Below are 21207 nucleotides of genomic sequence, written 5' to 3'. Positions count from 1 at the left end.
AATGACCGTAATATCATGTATTTCTATATTGGTTGAGTTGCTAGTGAATCGATGGGCGTTGTATCTTCCACTTTCTCTTTTTTAGCAAAAGGTGAAAACCAAAGTAATGCGCATTTGTCTTTATATTTAATATAGCTTGCCTCCTCAATTCTACTCAGATACTTTTGATTGGCATAGGAATTATAATTTCTTTTAGTAGATGCCGCCTCTTCAAATTTTTCTCGGAAATTGTTTAATTTGGCAGTTAAAAATTGTGCGGCTTCTGAGTCATCCCATTGTGATGACAAGGTTTGGGTAATAGTATTAGGGCAGGTAAAGATAGTTTCATCAAATGCATCAAAAAGAATGCTCCACAAACTCATCGATTCAAATTCACCGTGAACTTGTGAGATTTTTTGAATAAATTCACAGACGTTTTTGGTGTGGAGTTTTAATTGCCCATCTTTTCTTGCTTCTTCTAAAAGAAAAAATTGAATGGAATGTGCCCATTTACCATGAGCTGGGCCGGCTCCAATATCCGCAGATAAATAGCCCTGTTTTAGAAGAACATTGTTGAACAAATCTGCAGTTAATTCGCCATACAACACGGGGGTGTGGTTGGGATAATGAAAATTGGAGCTGGTTTCAAAAGGTATGTGGCTATCAGACTGGGTGCTTTGATTAAAATGATTTTTGCTTCCCCAGTCATCAAAAAATTGGCGTAATGTTTTTTTTTCTGGTTGGTTAAATTGATAAAATTGTGTAACAAATTTTTTTAAACCTTGTAAAACTAGGGCGTGTCCTCAATTTAAAGCCATTAATTGAACAGTTTTGGCACGTGGGAAACCAAATTTGTTCGGTCTTAAAACAACTCCTCAATTCAGCTTGACCCAAATTAGCGAACAAGCCAAAAACAGCATTGATTTAAAGTTGCGAGCTAATTTTTCAAAACGCATAGCAATACTTCTAAAATGCTTCAGTCTGGCAAAAAGGTTTTCTACTAAATGCCTCAGTTTATAAAGGTATGAATCAAATTCTGGATTAGGTTTTTTACTGTTTGATTTTCGCGGAATAACAGGGTTCATTCCTGCTAACCGCGCTTGCTCTCGAATGGTTTCGGAATCATAACCTTTATCTGCTATGAAGTGAGTTGCCTCTCCAACTTTCTCAATTATCGCTCCTGCAACTTGGGAATCGTGGACTTGACCCCCAGTGATTTCAAAATCGATCGGATTTCCATGCGCATCGGCGCACATATGAATCTTTGTAGTAGCTCCTCCTCGGGACATTCCAATGGCACGCTCTTCTCCATGCCTAGCTCCACTCGCATGTTGGTGAGCGCGGACATAACTTCCATCGCTGAATACCCATTCCGTATCAATTTCGCCTCGTAAATCAAAAAAAAATTCTCCCACAAGCCTTTTTCTGCCCAGCGGTTGAATCGGTTGTAGGCTGTTTTCCATGGGCATAGTTTTTCAGGGATATCACGCCAAGGCGCCCCTGTACGTAATTTCCATAAAATGGCCTCCATAATATTTCTATCGTTATTCCATCTATGACAACCAAAAAAGAGCATCGTTTTTTGAAGCTGTGACCATATCTCGTCTGTGAGAACCTGTCTTACCATTTCTACCCCCAAAAGGGAGTATAAGATCAGATCGCAAGATCTGTGTCAAGCTGAAGTGAGCGGTTGTTTTAAGACTGAACAAATTTGGCTTCCCACATGCCAAAACTGTTTAATTAATGGCTTTAAATTGAGGACACGCCCTAATTCTTCATTACAAAAAAATTTCCATACAGAAATAGCATCTTCTTTGAGGGATTTCTCCAGATTCTCATACCCAAACATGTTTAAATCTTCCTCATAATCATTGGTATCTATTTCTCCAATACGGATAAGTTTTATAGTCATAGATAATGCCTCCTGCAGTGTATGAGTTATTGTTGAAATACCAATTTAAGAGTTATTAATAGTGAGAATCACCTCTTTTTTTGTACTTAAGGATTGTTAATTAAACATAAATTAATAAAAAAAGATAGTAAAATCCTTGTAATTTTGAATACTATCTGAGTCATAAAAAGTTATTTTGTAGTCCTTCGTTTGCGGACTGTTCATTTCATGATAAAATAAGAACCCTACATTAGGGGTGCCATATATTTTCCGGCTGAGAGGATACTCCAACCCTTTGAACCTGATCTCATTAGTCTGAGCGGAGGAAAATGTGTCAATTGTTATGTTTTCGGGAATAGTTGCTTTTACTACTTCTTTTATTGGGCTGTTACCGCAAATTGTTAAATCCCTAAAAACCCGATCAACCCAAGATCTTTCTATGATGATGCTGATTAATTATCTGATTTGTTCCATAGCCTGGATAATTTATGGAAGCAGTACAAACTCATTTTTCGTAATAAGTTCCAATGTAGTAGGTCTGATAGTTAGTATTCTGCTTATTTTATTAAAAAGACATTATGATGCTCGATGTCATTAATTTTAAAGGTTATCGATCTATTTTATGTCTAAATGGAGAATTGCCAGATCCTTCATTTTTTCATAATTGGAGTTTACCAGTCATTGCAGCTGATGGTGCAGCTAATGCGTTGTATGATCTTGGTGTCTTCCCGGATTTAATTACAGGTGATTTGGATTCTGTCCGACCTGCAATTCTTGAAAATCATTCATTTCTTCACTTGCCCGATCAATCCAGTACGGATTATCAAAAGGCAATGCATTATTTAAAAGCTCATGATTTACTGCCTGCAATCGTTGTAGGGATAAATGGTGGTTATTTGGATCATATTTTGAATAATATTAATATTTTTATGGAAACAAACTGCCTCTTATACTCACCTCCAATCAGGGGGGTTGTTGTAAAAGAAAAATCCATGGTCAATTTCTTATTGCCTGCCCAAACCAAAATTTCATTAATAGGAATGCCAGAAGTTGTTCTCTCTTCAGGTGGCTTGAAATGGGAGTTAAATCAATCTCATCTTTCTTTTCCTGGAAAAAATTCCTGTTTTAATCGGACACTATCACCAGAAATTATCCTGGATGTTCATGAAGGTGCGGTGTTAGTTTTGATTTATGAGAAATCTATTGAGGATGCTGGTATTTCTCTATCTTATAATCCTTCATAACTTTAAAGCAGAAACACTCAGATAGTTTATAATTTAAAAAAATACATAAAGGAAAAATTATGTCCATAACAGTGTTTTTTGAAGAAGAGCAAAATTCTTATCTGAATGAATACAATAAAGATAAAAAAAGATTTGAGAGAATTCCTCTTATAACACGTAATTATGAAACGGGATGGCCTTTACTGCAAGTCAGTTTATTTACTCCTACAGTATCAGAAATTCCTATGTATGAGCATGCTTTAGGTGGGGGTAAATGTCATTATTTTTATATAGGAGCTTTTAATTTTGCCTGTTTGCTCGCTAAAATTCCTGGAAAAATGGAAATACTTGGAAGTTACGGCCATAAAGCTGAACCAGAACATTTGAAAGTAGATAATGTTGGAATGTTTTTAGATGGATTTGTATTTCATCATAAGGCCATAGGTATCAAAATAAGTTCCGAATCAGGGGCCTATGGTAAAACACTTACTGTTGAATGCCCTGAAGGGGATTCTTCAAAATTGAGAGAAGCACTTGATAACTCCTTCTCGTTTGCATTGAAGAAGGGCGCTCAAATGTCTGCTGTTGGTGGCTGGAGAGATTCTCCAGCATTGAGTGCTAGTGCAATAAAAGACAGCCTTGACGATGATGTGGCAGTATTTTCTAATGGTCAAATTTTTGTAGATTTAGGCCAGTTGATAGACCGTGTTGTAAAAGATCCTGAGATAAAAGAATATCTTGCGACTGTATTTAGGGTGAACGAATTTTTAGATTTAAAAAATAAGAATTCAGAGTTTAAACCATCGGCTCCTTTGGTTGAACGGGATGTCACTGTACCAGAAAACATTCAAAAAGAGTCTGAAGACGTTCATAAAATTGAAGTTAACCCCATGTTGGTCAGTTTATATTTTAAAATAAAGATAATGCGAGATTATGGGGATACTTTATCAAAGAAAGATAAAAAGAAAGGTGAGAGTGTTATTAAGTTAGCAGACAAGTTGAAAGAGAAAGTGGATTGTTTTAATGAGACTGTGTCACAAAGAAAACCTGACAATAATGAAGTCACCCTTTTTCAGTCAGAGTTTAAGAGGTTATTGCATAGCCAAGATGAGCAAATGAAAGAACACCGAGAGATATGGAAACCAATTGTTGCAAATATTCTCATCAGTTTAACCATTTTTGGACTGTTAGCAATAGGTGTTAGAGCTGGAATAAATGTTATTAATGCATTGAGAAAAAATGAAGAAGTGGGACTAAGTGATGTATTATTTTTTGCAAAAACTAAATCAGTACGTAAAGCGGATGCCATTGAGAAAGAAGTTGATTCTATTGATTTTAATAAAAAAATAAAATAATTCATAACCGTAATTTCTTATTGATTAGGTTCATTCTGAATAATAGTAATACATGGTGCTTTGCTATTATCTGCCAGTAGACACTGTATATGTAAATAAATCGAACAATATTCTACTATAATTTCATAAATAATGGAGTCTACGCTGGGTTGGAGAAGACTATGATCTTCATTGATAAGAATACAATTCGTACCCTTTTTTCCAGAGCCATGTCTGAAATGTATCAAAAGGAAGTACCTCAATATAGCACTTTACTGGAGCTTGTTGAGAAAGTGAATCGGCAAACACTTGAATCAAAACCTGCTTTGTTAGCCCAACTAAAGGAAGCAAATGATCTGAACCGTATTAGTGAAGAACGTCATGGTGCAATTCGCTTGGGAAAAGCTGAAGAGTTAAATACCATGCGTCAATTATTTGCAGTAATGGGAATGTATCCTGTCGGTTATTATGACTTGTCTATAGCAGGGATGCCTGTGCATTCGACTGGTTTTCGCCCGACTGATGATAATGATTTAAAAAGAAATCCTTTTCGTATTTTTACTTCTTTGTTGAGAACAGAACTTATAGCAGATAAAAAAATCCGGGAAATGGCTGAAGTGATATTGTCATCGAGGGATATTTTTACCAAAAGAGTAAGGGAACTCCTAGTAATTAACAAACAACAGGGAGGATTAACTTTCGAACAAGGCCATGAATTTGTGAGCGAAGCTATTGATACCTTTCGCTGGCATAAAGAAGCGATCATTTCCCATAAAAACTATGATCTTTTGAAAAAAATTCATCCATTAGTGGCTGATGTTGTCAGTTTTAAAGGTCCTCATATCAATCATTTAACTCCAAGGACTTTGGATATAACAACGGTGCAAAATGAAATGACCAGTATGGGTCTAAACCCAAAAGCGATTATAGAAGGTCCTCCTGAAATGGATTGGCCGATTTTGCTAAGACAGACTTCCTTTAAAGCATTGGAGGAACCCATATTATTTCCAACGGAAAGTGGACAATTGGAAAAGGGGACTCACAGGGCACGTTTTGGTGAAATAGAACAGCGTGGGGCGGCATTGACTCCAAAAGGGCACCAATTATATGAGAAACTACTATCCGAGGTGCACTCAAAGATTTTACCGCGCCTCGATGGTAGTAATGGAAAAGAATACTACTCAATACTGGAACAAACCTTTAAAGATTTCCCAAAAACAGTAGAGGAAATGCGGCGTCAGAAACTAATCTTTTTAGAATATCGTTTAAAGGAAAACAAATCTAATCATTTAAAGGACTATTCGGATAATCAATTGGATAATTTGATTAGAAATGGTCATATCGCCTACTATCCTATTGTTTATGAGGATTTCTTGCCTGTGAGTGCTGCCGGGATTTTTACTTCCAATCTCGGAGACCTGGCCCCTAAAATTACTGCCAGTTCAAATAAAGCTGCCTTTGAGAAAGCCTTGGGGACTAAGGTGATTGATCCTTTCCAATTATATCGAGCGAAACAAGAAAATTCTTTAAAAACTATTTTTACCTACTTCTAATTGACAGCTTTTCTAAAGAATAAAGAATCATAAACAGTTCTATTTTACTCATTATTAAAAAAATTTCGTAAGTACGAAAATGAAAAGGAAGCCAATCGCGATAGCGAACGCAGAGGATTGTTGGTAGTGACGCTCCTCTGCTTCAGGTACTAATTTTGTAATTGTTAAATAGAATAATCCCCCTCCCGCTGTACCAATCAAAAATCCAAGGATTGATGGGGATAATCCTCGGAGAAAGTACCATCCACCCATTGCTGATATTAACAGGGCTCCTCCAATCAGACTCGTCCATCCAAGAATCCTCTGTATGGTTCCGTGTCCTAGAGAGTTTTGCTCATGACGAATAAGTTCTCCAACACTCAAGCCTTCACTGAAGTTATCGACCACAATAGCTAAGGCAATTAGAATCCCCAAATTGGGATTGATGGCAGCTCCGACGCCAATACTTACCCCTTCGATGAGCTCTTCGGCACTGGTGCCTCCTGCCAGGACTGGCACTTCACTTTGTCGGATTTTATGCCGTCGATAAAACTGTCGAACCTTTGGATATTGTTCTGACTCTTCTCCGGCAAGTTGTCCATGATGCAACAACAGATCAAATAGATAAACCGCTATAAAACCTACAGAAAATCCTCCAATGGTAATTGAGAGTGAGCTTAGCTCCAACGCTTGTGGCAGCATTTCGAAACCGGAAGTAGCCAGGAGAACACCACTGGCAAAACCAAGTGCTAATGACATAACGAAAGTGTTTGGTTTGTGGCAAGCCGCAATTAGACCTCCAATGGGAGAGGCTATTGCAGCAGCAATAGCAATAGCTAAAATCGTTATGAAATCTTGCATCTGCTATCTCGGTGTCATTTCAAGAGTTACATGATGAAATAGTTTATGGGAGATGTCTATAGACGTTACTACGGCGCATATTAGTTTAATTTAGACGTACTTACGAAAAACTCCAATCTTTTCGTGTAACAAGGTTTTTTAATTTGGTCATTTAGTTTGTCTGATTGGAGTTTTTCGTAAGTGTCTTGTTAGGATGATTTTCGTTCAACCTATTTTTTACTATCCCATAAGGTATAACCTTCTCTCATGGTCTGTCTGTCATTTTGGCAAAAAAATCAAAAATACTTACATAATAAAGTCTATTTGTCTCCATGCTTCATACAAGATGATTGCTACGGAATTTGATAAATTGAGGCTACGGTTATTTTCTCTCATGGGAATATAGATGGTAGAGTATTGATTGAGGATTTCTTGAGGCAAACCACAGGACTCTGGGCCAAATAATAGCATATCATCCGCCTTGTAATCGATCTTACTATAAATAGCTTGCCCTTTTGCACTGCAGCAAAATAGACGTCGTTGCGAATGGGCTTGCAGAAACTTTTGCCAATTCTCATAGTGTAATATAGATGCCCATTGATGATAATCAAGCCCTGCACGGCGCATTTGTTTGTTTTCCAAGGTAAAACCTAAAGGGTGGATCAAGTGCAACTGTGCTCCACTATTGGCACATAATCGAATGATGTTTCCAGTATTAGGGGGAATTTCTGGTTGGTAAAGTGCAATATGGAGCATTGGTCTGTCCTATAGAATTCTAATTCCAATTTTAATGGATTCATCAATGAGCATAAATAGAAAAAAGATTGTAATCTTGACATATTTTTGGAAATTCGGGTTGGAGGCAGCATACAGTTATGCTCAGTATTCTCATTTTCAAATTAAAAAATTGTTCAAGACTCTTACTATACTTATGAGAAATACTGTAGCTTGATTAGGTGAAATTATAATAAAGAACTTTTATATATTGTTTTTTCACTTAATATTCTGTGTTAATTCGGCATGGCAACTACAATATTAATATACCAATGAAAATTTTTGGTGGTCTTTTGCGTGCGATCCTTTTTAAATATTATTTGTCGGGTACTTGAAATATGGATTAAATTCGGTCAGAAGTTAAGGATTTATCATGAATAAAAATCAGAATACAAAAAAAATCTTGTATAAAAATCATTTTGTTTTATTAGGCTTTGGTTGTATTGGTCAGGCGTTATTACCTTTAATTTTTGAGAAATTTGATATACAACCATCACAAGTCACGATCATTTCCGAAGATGATTCAAGAATTGAGATTGCACAAACATATGGAGTGCAATTCAAATTACAACATATTACCCTGAAAAATTATGTTGAAGTGATTGGCAGTACTCTGGAAGAGAATGATTTTTTAATAGATGTCTCAATTGGCATATCAAGTACCGATTTGATTGTATTGTGTAATCAAAAAGGGGCATTGTATATCAATGCTGCCACGGAGCCTTGGAAGGAAGATTTTGTGCTTGAGAATATATCACTAAATTGTCGAACCAATTATTCCTTGCGAGAAGAAGTGCTTCAATTAAAAGGTAAAACCAAAAAAACTGCAGTAATTACTCATGGAGCTAATCCTGGCCTGGTTTCTCACTTTATTAAACAGGCCTTATTGAACATTGCAAATGATAATGGGCTCACAATGAACAAACCGCAAAAGGCCTCGGATTGGGCTAATCTTGCTATGATTTTGGGAATTAAAGTGATTCATGTTGCAGAGCAAGACTCTCAAGTCACCTATCCACCTAAATCACCAGGTGAATTTGTTAATACCTGGTCAGCTAATGGTCTTATTCTGGAAGGATTACAACCTGCTGAAATCGGGTGGGGTACTCATGAAGTCCATTGGCCCCACGATGCCTATTCCCATAGCAATGGATCTCAATGTGCAATCTATTTGTCTCGCCCTAGTGCCGGTGTGATGGTTCGTTCATGGACTCCAACCTTAGGCGCTTTTCATGGTTTTTTAATTACTCATGCTGAAACTATTTCAGTAACAAACTTTTTAACTTTAAAAAATGATTCTGAATTGGTTTATCGACCAACAGTTCACTATGCTTATAATCCATGTCCTGATGCGAGACTCTCAATTTTTGAATTAAAAAGCAATGAATGGAAACATCAGGGAAAAAATCGCCTGGTTTTAAATGAAATTATTGATGGTAGTGATGAATTGGGTGTGTTGTTGATGGGAAATAAAAAAGGAGCGTATTGGTACGGATCAACTCTTTCTATTCACGAAGCCAGGCAAATTGTTCCATATAACAATGCCACAAGTTTACAAGTGGTTTCCAGTATGATTTCAGCAATAATTTGGGCAATTGAGCATCCTGACAAAGGGATCATAGAGCCTGAGGAGATTGATCATCAGTACATCATTAATATTGCTTCACCTTATCTTGGAAAAGTGGCTGGTTATTACACGGATTGGACTCCATTAAAAAATAGAGGGGAACTATATCCCGAGGAAGTGGACTTATCTGATCCCTGGCAATTTTTAAATATTCGTGTGAGTTAATATGGAACAGATATGCTATAGTAATTTTTAATAGACCTCTTTCCAAACCCTACTGAGGAGGCGTATTGTTTCGTCGATGCGGGGCTCGAATCCTCATGTACTGGCGTGTTCACTCCGGTTCTCCACTCCGCATCTCCTCGCACTTCGCTCTCCTCAGCGAGTTTGGAAAGAGGTCTAATATTCAATGAGATAGGAATTATACTATGAGTCCAATTAGTTGAACCGGGGCTTCAGTAGCGTTGATTATTTTCCATGGTAAGGCAAGAGTCCACGCACCAGTTGGTGGCAAGAGGTTGGCATTAGCAACATTTTCAATAATGTATTTACCGGCCTGTAATAACAATTGATGAACGGGATAACCTGATTCTGCTGTATCAGGAGAAAGTGTGTCGATCCCGATGCCGGCGATGTTTCTTTCAAGTAATAATTTGGCTGCATGGGCATTAAGACTTGGAAAAATCAAATTATTGTGATATTTGGAAGGATTAGACCAATATTTCTCCCAACCAGTATAGAAGATCACGAACTGATTGTTCTGTAATTTCCCATACGTTTCTTCAAAATCAAGAATATCCTGTTCAGATATTTTATAGCGTTCATCTAATTGATGGCTGACATTGATTACTACACTTTGGGTGAATAGATGATTGTCTAATAGGTCAAGCTCAGTAATACAGGCTGCTCCACTAATACAATGGGCTGGAGCATCCATATGCGTTCCTATTCCTAATGGCGAGCTTATTTGTTGAGCTCTGAATTTTACTTTGCTGGTACACTCTTCATAATCAAGAGTATTACTGTGAACAAATCCGCATTCAAGATCCCAGGAAGGTGAGTCAGGGGAAAGCGGGTGAGTTAAATCGATTATTTGAAATGGAAGTTTCATTTTAATTGGAAGAGTAACTGGATTATTCAGATTACAGTACCACAAAAGGATTTAGGATCAATGGTCTCAATTTCTTGAGTTTGGTTCGATATCTTATAAAACAATAAACATAATCCATAGATTATGGTGAATTATCAGGTTTTTGAAATGATTTTTAAATTCTTTTTGATTTTGAATTTGATGCCGCTTGTGGCATGAAAGAAAAATGAGATATGCTATTTCGATAAATAACTAAGAGAACATCATTTAACAATGAGTATCATTAAAAGAATAAAAAAGATTATATATAATCCTAATAACTACATTGCAGTAGTTATTGGCGCACTTGTGGGTGGGGTAAGTGGATGTGCTGTCGGCCTTTTTTCTGGTGGGATTATCGGTTATGAGTTTAAAATATGCAGCGAATGCCCTACTCATTTATTTGGTTTTAACATAGGATTTGTAGATCTGAATACGGCTATGGGGGCTATTATAGGTGGTGTGATAGGAGCTGCTGTGGGGGGTGCCATCACTGGGTTAGTTACTACCTTTCATATTTATAGAAAACCTGATTTTCCTAAAATACTCACTAATGACAACATAAAGGAAGTATTAATCGGATCCTTATGGATCAGCTTTGAACTAGCTATTGGAATTATTTTAGGTGCTATTATAGGAAGTTTAAAGTCACCTGGCATTGGTTCAACCATAGGTGCTCTTATAGGCATGGCTCTTATGTTGTTAATTACAATATGGGAAAATAGAACTAAAAAATAATGTCGAGAGTCTGACTCCATGGGTTTGGAGTCAGACTCTAATAATTAATCGATTATTTTACCTTTTCTATTTTGATCGTTTTCACATTTCCCCTGCTCTCCGCTTTTTTCGGGATGGTTATCCATAACATGCCTTTTTTAAATGATGCTGAGGCTTTACTCACATCAGCTGACAAGGGTAAGGAAATAGTACGTTCATAACGACCATAACTAATTTCCCGGCTGATGTAATTTTTATTTTCATCTTTTTTAGAAGTTGATTTTTCACCCTCAATGGTTAACCTATTCTCACAAAAAGACACTTTAATGTCTTCTTCTCCCATCCCGGGCATTTCTGCTTCTATTTTGAAATTATCCTTGTCTTCAACTATATCTAAAGACGGAGTGAGATTTATATGCTCAAATTGGGCAAGATTGGCACTTTTTTGAGGTTCAAATAAATTGTAAAAATCGCTCATAGCGTGATTTACTTCTTGTTGAAGCCTTAAAAAAGGACTCATCAGAAGATCGGATGTACTTGGTCGATGTTTTTTTAGACTGCTCATGATGTCACCTCCTTATTCCTAATATTGCTGTATCAAATTATCTGTTGGACATTTTCCAATTTGATATCCCTGAACTTATCAATGTAAATATAGTACCTGATCATATTATTTTCAATAATATCAAAATTATTTCATAGTAATCTGATTTTGTTATTTTTGCTCTAAATCGTGGAGGTCAAATGATGTTTAAACCAATCTTTAGCAAGACGCGCTACTTCATCCAGAGTTCCTGGTTCTTCGAATAAATGAGTTGCGCCAGGGATTATTTCTAATCGTTTAGTACATTTCAATTTTGCCAGGGCTTGTTCATTTAATTCAATCACTACGGCATCATAACCACCGACAATGAGCAGGGTAGGTGCAAGAACAGAAGGTAAATAAGTTTCAGCCAAATCAGGTCGACCTCCACGGGATACAATGGCTTTTACTGTGTCTGGGGCTTGAGCAGCCGCAACAAGAGCTGCTCCTCCTCCTGTGCTTGCACCAAAATAACCGATTTTTAAATGGAATGACTTCAGTTCAGTGTTACACCATTGAGTAGCATCTATGAGGCGTGATGCAAGCAAGGAGATATTAAAGCGGTATTCACGAGTATAATTGTCAATCACATCCTCTTCTGGCGTTAATAAATCAAATAACAAGGTTGCCAGATTGGCTTGATTTAAAGATCGAGCAACAAATTGATTGCGGACACTAAATCGACTGCTCCCGCTGCCATGCACAAACAAGACTAATCCTTGTGCCTTCTCAGGAACGTACAACAATCCATTAAGAAAATAATTACCACTTGGAATGTTGACAGAATGTTCGGTATTTGTTGCTAGAGTGTTCATGATTTATTAGATTCCTTTAATAGACATCTTGCATAGCCTGCCTCTTTTATTTTATTGCTGTGTTGTAAAGGTTTTTGCGGTGCTCATTTACTCTATGTAAACTCTGCTTCTCGAAACCTTTACGTCTTGCACTAAAGCAAAATACACAGGTTATGCAAGAGGTCTAATCAATCAAGTACTCCTCAATTGGGAGTTGATGGAGCTTTTAATAAGTATAGTTTTACTTCATAACAATAACACCAGCACCCCTATATCGGCCATTTCTTAAGTCATCCAGTGCTTGATTAACTTCACTAAGAGGATAGGTGTGGACTTCTGTTTTGACCGGGATTTTGGGAGCTAAAGACAGAAATTCTTCCCCATCTTTTCGAGTTAAGTTAGCAACAGAGCAAATGGTGCGCTCACCCCAAAGAATTTCATAAGGGAAACTGGGAATATCCGACATATGTATACCAGCACAAACAACGGTGCCCCCCTTCACTGTATTGCGAAGTGCAATAGGTACTAGGGCACCAACCGGTGCAAAAATGATAGCGGCATCCAGAAGATGTGGCGGTGATTGTGTTGAATCCCCTGCCCAGACAGCACCTAATTGGTAAGCAAAATTTTGGGATTCCTGGTCACCCGGATTTGTGAACGCATACACTTTTCGTCCTTGTTGGCAAGCTACCTGGATCAGTATATGTGCTGCTGCTCCAAATCCATAAAGGCCTAAATAGGTTGCAGTATCGGCTTTTAACAAAGCACGATAGCCAATTAAACCAGCGCAGAATAATGGTGCTGCTTGATGATCTGGATATTCCTGTGGAATTGGAAAGCAAAAACGGTAATCTGCAACACAGAAATCAGCAAATCCACCATCAATCTGATATCCCGTAAAATGGGCTTGATCACATAAATTCTCTCGTCCTGAAACACAAAAATTACAGACGCCACAACTCTTACCTAACCAGGGAACTCCAACTCGTTGCCCAATTACAAAATATTTTACAGCTGCCCCAAGTTGTTCAACAGTCCCTACAATTTGATGTCCAGGAATAAGAGGGACCTTTGGATTTTTTAGTTCTCCATCTATAACATGCAAATCGGTTCTGCAAATGCCGCAAGCGGATACTTTAATTAAAAGTTCATTTTCATTCGGGATAGGTTTATCTACTTCCAGATATTTTAATTTGCAATTTGGCTTTTCCATGATCATGGCATGCATTGTATTGGCTCTGATTTCATCTTATGTCTTACAATTATAGTAGGGTAGGTTATACTTAAACAGGCAGGGCAGGTTTACAAAAGTAATGATAACTAAGGGACCGTTATTCAATTGCGTGCTTGGAGGCATTATGCGAATTGGTGAATTCTGTAACAGGGATGTAGTCGTAATGAATGGTGATGAGTCTGTAAAACAAGCCGCTGAGCTTATGCGTACACATCATGTAGGAGATATCGTATTAATTGAAGAGCTCGAAGGAAATCGAGTCCCAGTTGGTATAGTAACGGATAGGGATCTGGTTGTTGAAGTCATGGCTCCAGGAGTCGACCCCGATGAATTGGCAGTTCAAGATATAGTGACACGATCGGTGTTAGTAGCCAGAGAAGATGATAGCCTCATTGATTCTTTAGAACTAATGAAAGAAAAAGGAGTTCGTCGATTACCTGTTGTAGACAGTGATCATATGCTCATTGGCATCATTACTATAGATGACATAACTGAATTGTTAGCAAACATGATGCACAAGGTAGTAGGTGTTGTTGATAGGCAACAAATTGTTGAGAAACAACAGAGGACCGGATGATTAAGGCTAAAAAAATTCAATGGAAGCATCGGTTGGTGCTGAGTTATTTCGTTAAGATACACTCTGTAAAAATCAACCGAAGGCCAATAGTCAGTTGATCCTATGAACGCAATACGTGCTTTTTTCGCCATCTCACTTCCCGGATCAGTTCAGAAAAATATCTGGGATATTTTAGAGCCAGTGAGAAAATCAACTTCTGCATGTTTCATAAGATGGACAAAGCCGGAGCATTTGCACATTACCCTTCAATTTTTACAGAAGCTGGAAGCAGATCATATTTCGTCCTTGATTGAGGGCGTAAGAAATAAGCTTAAAAGTATGGAGGAATTTCAGCTTGATTTGGGTACTTTAGAGTGGTTTCCTACACCTAAGCGTCCAAGGCTTATTTCTTTATCCGTAGGTCCACAATGCCTATTAAGGGATTTGTCGATGGCGATTGGACAGGTGATAGGTGAGCTAAATTACCCTGTGGAATCACGTCCTTTCCGAGGGCACTTGACTGTAGGTCGGGTAGTCAATTACAGTTCAAAACTTCAACAATTGCCACAAATGACATTGCCTTCTATTCCACCTGTACCTATAGATGAACTTTATTTAATTGAAAGTAAGCCTGATAAAAATGGGAGTAATTATCTTTCCCTGGCACAATTTAATTTAATTCATAATAGATAACCGTTCAAGGTCGCTTGCTGTATTCTCTTTTAGAGTAGGTTGGTTCAGTGCCAACCTACGTTTAAAAAAATATTATCCATAAACCAAGTTTGCCGAGCTAGCGGAGGAAATTCTTTCTTCCAATTGTTCCAATTTACTTCCGCTGTCGGTTTTACTAAAGAAGGTGTAATTACCAGTTGTTTTTTTGTTGATTAAGATTGCGGCAAGGTAACCAACTCCAGCCAAAAGTATTCCTAAAGTCACATTCGCCAGTATGTATTTCCATTCCTCGCGATGTTGATTTAAAACCTTTTTGGATTGATTGATATGCTTTTTGGCATTTGTTTTAAACGAATTTAAAGCAATTGTTTCATCGGATTCACTATTGTCGAGATAACTCTTTATCTCAGAGCGAAGATTGAACGCCAGTTTCTTTGCTGCTTTAAACGCATCTTCTTCTTTTCTTTCTTCCAGTTCTTTGGCTTTTTGTTCAATCTGTTGTATTTGCAGAAAAATAGGAGACATTCTTTCCATTCTGGCAAAGTATATCCCTTTTTTCTGTTGCATAGCCTGTTCATATCGTTTTTCAGCATCTTCGCTTTGAGAGATGGTAGACTGTAACTTTTTAATATTTAATTTTTGCTGTTTAATTTCTTCTTGTAAAAGCTCAATTTCCTCTTTCAGTTTTCTTTGAGCTGATTGAGTTGACACATCCTCTTCCATACGTTGAGGTAATTTAGGTTCTGTTGGCTTTTCCTGTTTTTTCGCTGAAGAGACCTTGGCGAGTTCTTCTGCCAACTTCCTGATGGTTTGTTCCTTTTCATTCAACGCTTGTTGCAGTTGCTCTAATTGCTCATTTAATTGATTTAATTTCTTTTTAAGATCCTCAACGAGATTTCGATTATGAGAATTTTCCTCATTTAAAGTGAGTTTTTGCTTTCCAATCTCGCGATTTTCAGATAGAAGATTCTGGATATTTTCTTTTAATTCCAATATTTGCTTTTTTTGGTCTTGAACGAGCTCTTGTAGAGTGAGAATTTGCTTAGACTGCTCGCTTATCAAAGAAGAACCTTTTTCTTTCTCTTGAATTACTTCTCTAAGTTGTTGTAATTGCAATTTTAAGTTACTTACTTGTTCCGTAAGAGAGATTATTTCGCGCTTGGCAGAAGATTTCTCAATCTCACTTTGTTCAACTCGCTTGCCTTTTTCATGTAGTTGTTTTTCTAACTCATGAATTTGGATTTGTTTTTCTTTGAGTTGATCGCCAAGAGAGTTTACTTGTTTAGTTAATTGGAGTTGATTTTCCTGTGTTTTTTGAGTTAACTCGCGTAAGTCTCTGCGAAGTGACTCATTAGAAGATTCAACTAAAGATTTTTCTTTGGTAATTTTTTGAATTGTTTCTTCATGGAGTGAATTACTTTTCTTTTGTTTTTGTAATTCTTCATTTAGATGCTCTGCGAGAGATGCTTGTTCTTGTATTTTTTCTTTAAGCGATTGTAATTGAGATTTTAAAGATTCCTGTTCTTGTAATTGTAACTTAAGTTTGTTTAGCTCTGAACTCAGAGATTCAATGGTAGTGTGAGTAGAAGATTTCTCATGCTTACTTTGCTCCACCGTTTTTTGCAGAATTTGATTTCTTTCTTCTTTTTCTAGCAATTGCTCATCCAGTCGTCGTATTTGTAATTTCTTTTCCTCAAGTTCTTTGCTAAGAGATTCTGCTTTTTTGGTTAATTCCAGTTGCTTCTCACTCGATTTCTCGGTTAATTCTTGTAAATCTCTTTGCAGAGATTTTATAGTAGATTGTGCCAGAGATTTTTCCTGCGTAATCTTATGAATTGTTTTTTCTTGCAGAGAGTTATTCTCTTTCTGTTTTTGTAGTTCTATCTCGAATTGCTTTGTGATAGATGTTTGCTCTTGAATTTTTTCTTTCAGGGATTGTAGTTGGGATTTTAAAAGTTCTTGCTCTTTCAGTTGTAATTTAACTCTGTTGAGCTCTAAAGACAGAGATTCAATAGTAGAGTCGTCAAGAGACTTTTGATGCTCCATTTGTTTGGAGCTTTTTTGTAGTTTTTGATATTTTTCTGTTGTTTCTTTAAAAAGGGAACGTAATTCCACAAGTTCTATATTTTGTTTTTTGAGTAGCTCTTCAAAATGGATTATCGTTTTTTTCAGCCCATCAATGTGTTCACCTGTTCTTATTGCGGAAATTTGCAATAACTGATGCCATTCCTGGATTTTAGCTATCTTTTCAATTGGATAATCCATACGACCTTTAAATACCCCGCTTTCAAAAGCAGAATTGATACGTTTCCAAAGCTTTTTATTACTGAGGATTCGTTCAATTAAAGGAGATGGTTTGGATTCATTTAATTCTTCCAAACAAATCGTAGCGAGCTGATATCCACTCATTTGAGTTAATGCTTTTTCATCAATAGGATAGAAAAAAGAGCTTTCTTTATTAGGTAAGACTTCCACAATGGAAGGTTTTTTTAATAATTCTTTTAAATCAAGTTCTGCGAGTTGAAAAGCAACTAATTGTTCTTTAAGTGCTTTTAAATTCTCACTCACAGCCTCGTCTATCCCAAATTCCCGGGCTTTTTTTATTACTTTAAGGGAGTTAATAATTCCGTTACCTAAAGTCAACAAAGTTTGAGCTTTAACCCAGGCAGAGTCTTTGTATTCCTTGCTATAGAGTTGACATGGTCCTTCAAAAGCAGCAAAACGAGATAAATTTAAAGTATTAGGGTCAACTGAAAATAAGCGGCGTAATACAACACTTTCTTTGTAGTAAGGAACAAAAGCATGCCCATGGATTGCTTCACCGCCACTACTATCATAGGGAGCAAAAAGATTATGCTTGCTTATTAATCCTTCTTTTGCCCAGATGTTGTTCACTTCACATGTGGTGGCCAAGTCATCAACGTAACGATTAAACTGTTTCGCTAATTCAGACAAATCCAATGGATCGCTTTCAAAAGGGGAATGTTCAATGTCTGAGGTTTTTAGAATAAGTGACCATTGATTGATGGTGTCATTAAAAGATATTGAAGAATTAACAGTCAGTGTTAATGGTTTTAATTCGATAATACTCTTATACATATTCTCCGGGTTTATTAAGGGTGACATGTCTTTTAGAGCAGAAATTTTTCCTAAGCGGTTTGCTAATAATGTTGCCATTGCGATGGCAAATTCTTCACAATCGCCTTTTGGACCAAAGGTAGTGCTTTTCATTGAATCCATACACATATATTTGGCAAGTTGTATTTTGGTCTCTTCTTCTATCAGATCGGGTGGGATGTTTTTCAGTGCACTAGTCACTATTTCAACCAGTAATTTAGGGTTTACTCTGGATTGCAATTGCTGGGCTTTTTCAGCCATAGAGGGAAATAGTCCATTGATATTTTTATAGTTCAGGAAATAATCTTTAGTCAGTGATTTATAATTAAACCATCCACGGTTTTCATAAGCGTAAAGGAGATTGTCATTATTATTAGGATGCGCAAAATAACGGAAGGCATCTCCCCAGTCTATTCGGCCAAATTGCTTGCTTTTTTCTTTTTCTTCGCCTGTAAGTACGACGATATTGCCGCTGTGGACACTATGGGCTCCTAGTAGCAAAGAAAACATAAGAGCCATAGAAAGCCCAAAATATTTGTTCTGTTTCGTGATGCCAACGTAGTAACTTGGACCAAAAAAGGTTTCTTTCATTCCATTGCGGTCACCACGATAGCTGGTTCCAATGACTTTATGTAACTCATCAAAAGAAACCAAAGGTTGTATCAGACCATAGGACTTGTCTTCAAATTGAATAACATCGGCGCAAATTAATGATGGGAAATAACTTTCATCAATCAATCCTCGCTTCATAAACTCTCTTAAGAGCAAGCCTGCGAATAGTTCAGTAAATAATTCGCGTTGATCCCCTGGTTTTTTTATAAAATATTTTTGTCCATCAGTGCTTTTATAAAATCCATCAACATCACTTTTATTTTTACCACCGCTTTTTTCTTTAAAGCGAACTATTTCTTTGCCTTGATAAGTTAACATAATCAATATGATCAAAAATTAAACCTGGCGTTATTATATCAATCAAGAATTAAGTGAGTATTAAGGGATGTTGCGTTAATTTTTTCGTCGTGATTGAGGTCTGTATTGCTCGCTAATTCGTGCTTTAATGGTCGTTTTTTTGCGGTTCATTAGATAATAAAGAGCAACAGAACTTAAATAAGGTAGCCCAAAGAGAACAATCACATGCTTTATTGTTTCTGCTGTTACGATATCAAAAATTAATCCCGCGATAAGAATGAATTGGAGCGAACGATTTTTAATAAAATCAGGGATGAATGGTTGCATCATTTTTTAATCCATTAAATTAATTCAGGCAAGGTCGCATGATTGGGTTAATTACATACCCATTTGTTCTCAGCAATAATGGAATACACCTCATTATCACCGATTACAATATGATCAAGTAATCTAGCATCTACTAATTCCAGCGCATCCCGGATGCGTTCAGTAAGGGCTAGATCTTGATGACTGGCGTCTGATACGCCTGATGGATGATTATGCGCTAGAATTAAGGCTGCTGCATTTAATTGAAGTACGCGTTCCACAATAGGCCTTGGATGTACTGTTGCAGTATTTATGGTTCCAGAAAATAATTCTTCATAGGCAATAATACGGTGTTGGTTATCCAGAAAGAGAGCAGCAAAAGTTTCATTTTTGTAATCTCTTAATCTTTTTTTTAAAAAGGCATAGGTTTGTTTGCTATTAGATAACTGGATTTCTTTTTGCAGCTGAATAAAATCACTCCGACGACATATTTCCTTGACGGCTTGTAATTGCAAATAACGCACTGTCCCCAATCCTTTGATTGATTTAAAATTCTGTATGTCAGAATTAAGGATGTTTCGCAAATTTCCCAGTTGATTCATGAGCTCGTAAGCTAAGTGGAGACAAGATTTTTTACCGCTTCCAGAGCTGATAAAAACTGCTAGCAATTCAGCATCTGAAAGGTTTTGTACTCCATAGGTAAGTAATTTTTCACGCAGGTCTAACTGCCGTGTTGATTGGACAACCGTCATTTTGTATTCCTTTTATATTCCTTTATTGCGAAGTTTATGCTTTGATCAGGGTTATTCTTATCAAAAATGGCTGGTCATGCAAGATTTTATTAATAAAAAAATTCTTCTCGGAATTTGTGGGGGCATAGCTGCCTATAAATCGGCTCATCTGGTTAGAGAATTAACCCGATTGGGTGCTGAGGTGAGAGTTATAATGACCCAGTCAGCCCAACAGTTTATTACTCCTTTATTGCTGCAAGCCTTGTCAGGTAATGAGGTAAGAACCGATTTATTTGATACACAGGCTGAACGAGCAATGGGGCATATTGAATTAGCACGATGGGCTGATTATCTGTTAATTGCACCAGCCTCAGCGAATTGTCTTGCTAAAATGGCACAAGGTATTGCTGACGATTTGCTTTCTACCTTGTATCTTGTTGCTGAAACACCCGTTATCGTTTGTCCCGCGATGAACAGAAGCATGTGGGCCCATCCAGCTACAAAGGCAAATTGTGAGTTATTACAAGAAAGAGGAGTTGTTTTTGTTGGGCCTGAAGAAGGGGCTCAAGCCTGTGGAGAGCATGGATTGGGGCGGGTTAGTGAGGCAGATCAAATTATTAATACCTTACGATTGCTTGACGTCAATCAACTATTGTTAGGGAAAAAAATCGTAATTACAGCAGGTCCTACTCGTGAATTGATTGATCCAGTTCGTTATTTAAGTAATTACAGTTCTGGCAAGATGGGATTTGCCATAGCTGAAGCAGCAGCTATAGCGGGAGCGCAAGTGACGTTAATAAGTGGTCCTTGTAATCTGCAAACTTTTTCGGATATCCAGTTAGTAAAGGTTGAATCAGCTCAATCCATGCTGGATGAGGTAAAAAAGCATTTACAAAAAGGAGACCTGTTTATCGGTACAGCAGCTGTTGCGGATTATAGAGTTCAAGCTCCAGCCTCTGAAAAAATGAAGAAAAATGAGAATTCCGAATTAACTTTGAAACTGATGAGAAATACCGATATTCTTTCTGAAGTGGCTAATAGTGGTAAAGCCTCCTTCGTTGTTGGATTTGCAGCAGAGACAACGGATTTGATTTCTTATGCAAAAGAAAAAATGAAAAATAAAAAACTGGACATGATTGTTGCGAATCAAGTAGGTAAGGGGATAGGATTCGAAAGCGATGTAAATCAAGTGACAGTTATTACAAAAAATAAACAGATAGATCTTCCGTTAACCCATAAAACCCGCTTGGCAGGGCAAATTATTGCAATCCTTGCAGCAACTCTGCAAAATGACGCTCGATAAAAATTACCGAGAATCA

Annotated in this window: 20 protein-coding genes, 1 pseudogene and 1 riboswitch; of the genes and pseudogenes, 9 read left to right on the top strand and 12 right to left on the bottom strand. The window is 37.1% G+C overall.

Annotated features, from left to right (window positions below; genetic code table 11):
• Positions 1-23: 23 nt before the first annotated feature.
• The 3 genes and pseudogenes from ACZ5EK_RS13245 to ACZ5EK_RS13235 all read right to left on the bottom strand — a co-directional run.
• Positions 24-773, bottom strand: a pseudogene (locus tag ACZ5EK_RS13245) (LirA/MavJ family T4SS effector); the annotation flags it as partial.
• Positions 774-854: 81 nt separating this feature from the next.
• A protein-coding gene (locus ACZ5EK_RS13240) for an IS5 family transposase (protein ID WP_464430140.1) occupies positions 855-1606 on the bottom strand; the annotation gives its coding sequence in 2 pieces (ribosomal slippage) (positions 855-1408 and positions 1408-1606; 753 coding nt in all).
• A gap of 45 nt (positions 1607-1651) precedes the next feature.
• Positions 1652-1891, bottom strand: coding sequence for a hypothetical protein (locus tag ACZ5EK_RS13235; protein ID WP_464430139.1), 240 nt, complete (start codon positions 1889-1891; stop codon positions 1652-1654).
• A 221-nt stretch (positions 1892-2112) separates the two neighbouring features.
• Positions 2113-2215, top strand: a riboswitch (TPP riboswitch).
• Here ACZ5EK_RS13235 and ACZ5EK_RS13230 point away from each other — a divergent pair.
• From ACZ5EK_RS13230 to hglS, 4 genes are all read left to right on the top strand, one after another.
• On the top strand, positions 2202-2468 hold the full coding sequence (locus ACZ5EK_RS13230) for a SemiSWEET family sugar transporter (RefSeq protein WP_464430138.1): 267 nt from the start codon (positions 2202-2204) through the stop codon (positions 2466-2468). (Overlaps the previous riboswitch by 14 nt.)
• The gene (locus ACZ5EK_RS13225) at positions 2452-3114 is read left to right on the top strand and encodes a thiamine diphosphokinase (RefSeq protein ID WP_464432504.1); all 663 of its coding nucleotides are present in this window, start codon (positions 2452-2454) and stop codon (positions 3112-3114) included. Before ACZ5EK_RS13230 ends, ACZ5EK_RS13225 begins: the two co-directional genes overlap by 17 nt.
• 59 nt (positions 3115-3173) lie before the next feature.
• Positions 3174-4448, top strand: a complete 1275-nt coding sequence (locus tag ACZ5EK_RS13220) for a hypothetical protein (protein ID WP_464430137.1) — start codon at positions 3174-3176, stop codon at positions 4446-4448.
• Between the two features lie 161 nt (positions 4449-4609).
• Entirely contained in the window at positions 4610-5980 is a 1371-nt protein-coding gene (gene hglS, locus ACZ5EK_RS13215; protein ID WP_464430136.1) for a 2-oxoadipate dioxygenase/decarboxylase HglS, read from the top strand.
• Between the two features lie 54 nt (positions 5981-6034).
• Here the strand turns inward: hglS and ACZ5EK_RS13210 are convergent, their stop codons facing one another.
• Positions 6035-6820 carry a ZIP family metal transporter gene (locus ACZ5EK_RS13210; RefSeq protein ID WP_464430135.1) on the bottom strand — a complete coding sequence of 262 codons (786 nt, stop codon included), beginning with the start codon at positions 6818-6820 and terminating at the stop codon, positions 6035-6037.
• 285 nt (positions 6821-7105) lie between these two features.
• Positions 7106-7555: a tRNA (cytidine(34)-2'-O)-methyltransferase gene (locus ACZ5EK_RS13205; protein WP_464430133.1), complete on the bottom strand. Its 450-nt coding sequence runs from the start codon at positions 7553-7555 to the stop codon at positions 7106-7108.
• 391 nt (positions 7556-7946) lie between these two features.
• On the opposite strand from ACZ5EK_RS13205, the gene ACZ5EK_RS13200 reads away from it, so the two are divergent.
• Positions 7947-9365 carry a homospermidine synthase gene (locus ACZ5EK_RS13200; protein WP_464430132.1) on the top strand — a complete coding sequence of 473 codons (1419 nt, stop codon included), beginning with the start codon at positions 7947-7949 and terminating at the stop codon, positions 9363-9365.
• 196 nt (positions 9366-9561) lie between these two features.
• Here ACZ5EK_RS13200 and ACZ5EK_RS13195 read toward each other — a convergent pair whose 3' ends face one another.
• Positions 9562-10251 (bottom strand): cyclase family protein, encoded by a 690-nt coding sequence (locus tag ACZ5EK_RS13195; protein ID WP_464430131.1) that lies wholly within the window; start codon positions 10249-10251, stop codon positions 9562-9564.
• A gap of 252 nt (positions 10252-10503) precedes the next feature.
• Between ACZ5EK_RS13195 and ACZ5EK_RS13190 the strand changes: the two genes are divergently transcribed.
• Positions 10504-11007, top strand: a complete 504-nt coding sequence (locus ACZ5EK_RS13190; RefSeq protein WP_464430130.1) for a hypothetical protein — start codon at positions 10504-10506, stop codon at positions 11005-11007.
• A 52-nt stretch (positions 11008-11059) separates the two neighbouring features.
• Here ACZ5EK_RS13190 and ACZ5EK_RS13185 read toward each other — a convergent pair whose 3' ends face one another.
• The 3 genes from ACZ5EK_RS13185 to ACZ5EK_RS13175 form a co-directional block, all read right to left on the bottom strand.
• On the bottom strand, positions 11060-11551 hold the full coding sequence (locus ACZ5EK_RS13185) for an Hsp20/alpha crystallin family protein (RefSeq protein ID WP_464430129.1): 492 nt from the start codon (positions 11549-11551) through the stop codon (positions 11060-11062).
• A gap of 161 nt (positions 11552-11712) precedes the next feature.
• Positions 11713-12384: a dienelactone hydrolase family protein gene (locus ACZ5EK_RS13180; protein ID WP_464430128.1), complete on the bottom strand. Its 672-nt coding sequence runs from the start codon at positions 12382-12384 to the stop codon at positions 11713-11715.
• Between the two features lie 220 nt (positions 12385-12604).
• A complete protein-coding gene (locus ACZ5EK_RS13175) occupies positions 12605-13591 on the bottom strand; it encodes a zinc-dependent alcohol dehydrogenase family protein (protein ID WP_464430127.1) in 987 nt (328 codons plus the stop codon).
• Positions 13592-13721: 130 nt separating this feature from the next.
• Between ACZ5EK_RS13175 and ACZ5EK_RS13170 the strand changes: the two genes are divergently transcribed.
• Together ACZ5EK_RS13170 and thpR are read left to right on the top strand one after the other, a co-directional pair.
• Positions 13722-14174 carry a CBS domain-containing protein gene (locus ACZ5EK_RS13170; RefSeq protein ID WP_464430126.1) on the top strand — a complete coding sequence of 151 codons (453 nt, stop codon included), beginning with the start codon at positions 13722-13724 and terminating at the stop codon, positions 14172-14174.
• Positions 14175-14276: 102 nt separating this feature from the next.
• Complete coding sequence (gene thpR, locus ACZ5EK_RS13165) at positions 14277-14846, top strand: RNA 2',3'-cyclic phosphodiesterase (protein WP_464430125.1); 570 nt, start codon at positions 14277-14279, stop codon at positions 14844-14846.
• Positions 14847-14918: 72 nt separating this feature from the next.
• Here thpR and ACZ5EK_RS13160 read toward each other — a convergent pair whose 3' ends face one another.
• Genes ACZ5EK_RS13160 through radC form a run of 3 tightly spaced genes read right to left on the bottom strand, consistent with a single transcriptional unit; the run spans position 14919 to position 19909 of the window.
• The gene (locus ACZ5EK_RS13160) at positions 14919-18887 is read right to left on the bottom strand and encodes a LepB GTPase-activating domain-containing protein (protein ID WP_464430124.1); all 3969 of its coding nucleotides are present in this window, start codon (positions 18885-18887) and stop codon (positions 14919-14921) included.
• 60 nt (positions 18888-18947) lie between these two features.
• Positions 18948-19181 carry a hypothetical protein gene (locus ACZ5EK_RS13155; protein WP_464430123.1) on the bottom strand — a complete coding sequence of 78 codons (234 nt, stop codon included), beginning with the start codon at positions 19179-19181 and terminating at the stop codon, positions 18948-18950.
• Positions 19182-19225: 44 nt separating this feature from the next.
• Complete coding sequence (gene radC, locus ACZ5EK_RS13150; RefSeq protein WP_464430122.1) at positions 19226-19909, bottom strand: RadC family protein; 684 nt, start codon at positions 19907-19909, stop codon at positions 19226-19228.
• Between the two features lie 76 nt (positions 19910-19985).
• On the opposite strand from radC, the gene coaBC reads away from it, so the two are divergent.
• Entirely contained in the window at positions 19986-21191 is a 1206-nt protein-coding gene (gene coaBC / locus ACZ5EK_RS13145) for a bifunctional phosphopantothenoylcysteine decarboxylase/phosphopantothenate--cysteine ligase CoaBC (protein WP_464430121.1), read from the top strand.
• Positions 21192-21207: the final 16 nt, after the last annotated feature.

This window comes from Legionella sp. JM-2024, from assembly GCF_055389095.1.
Note: the sequence above shows the minus strand (reverse complement) of the source record. Positions and strands in the feature narration are given on the sequence as shown.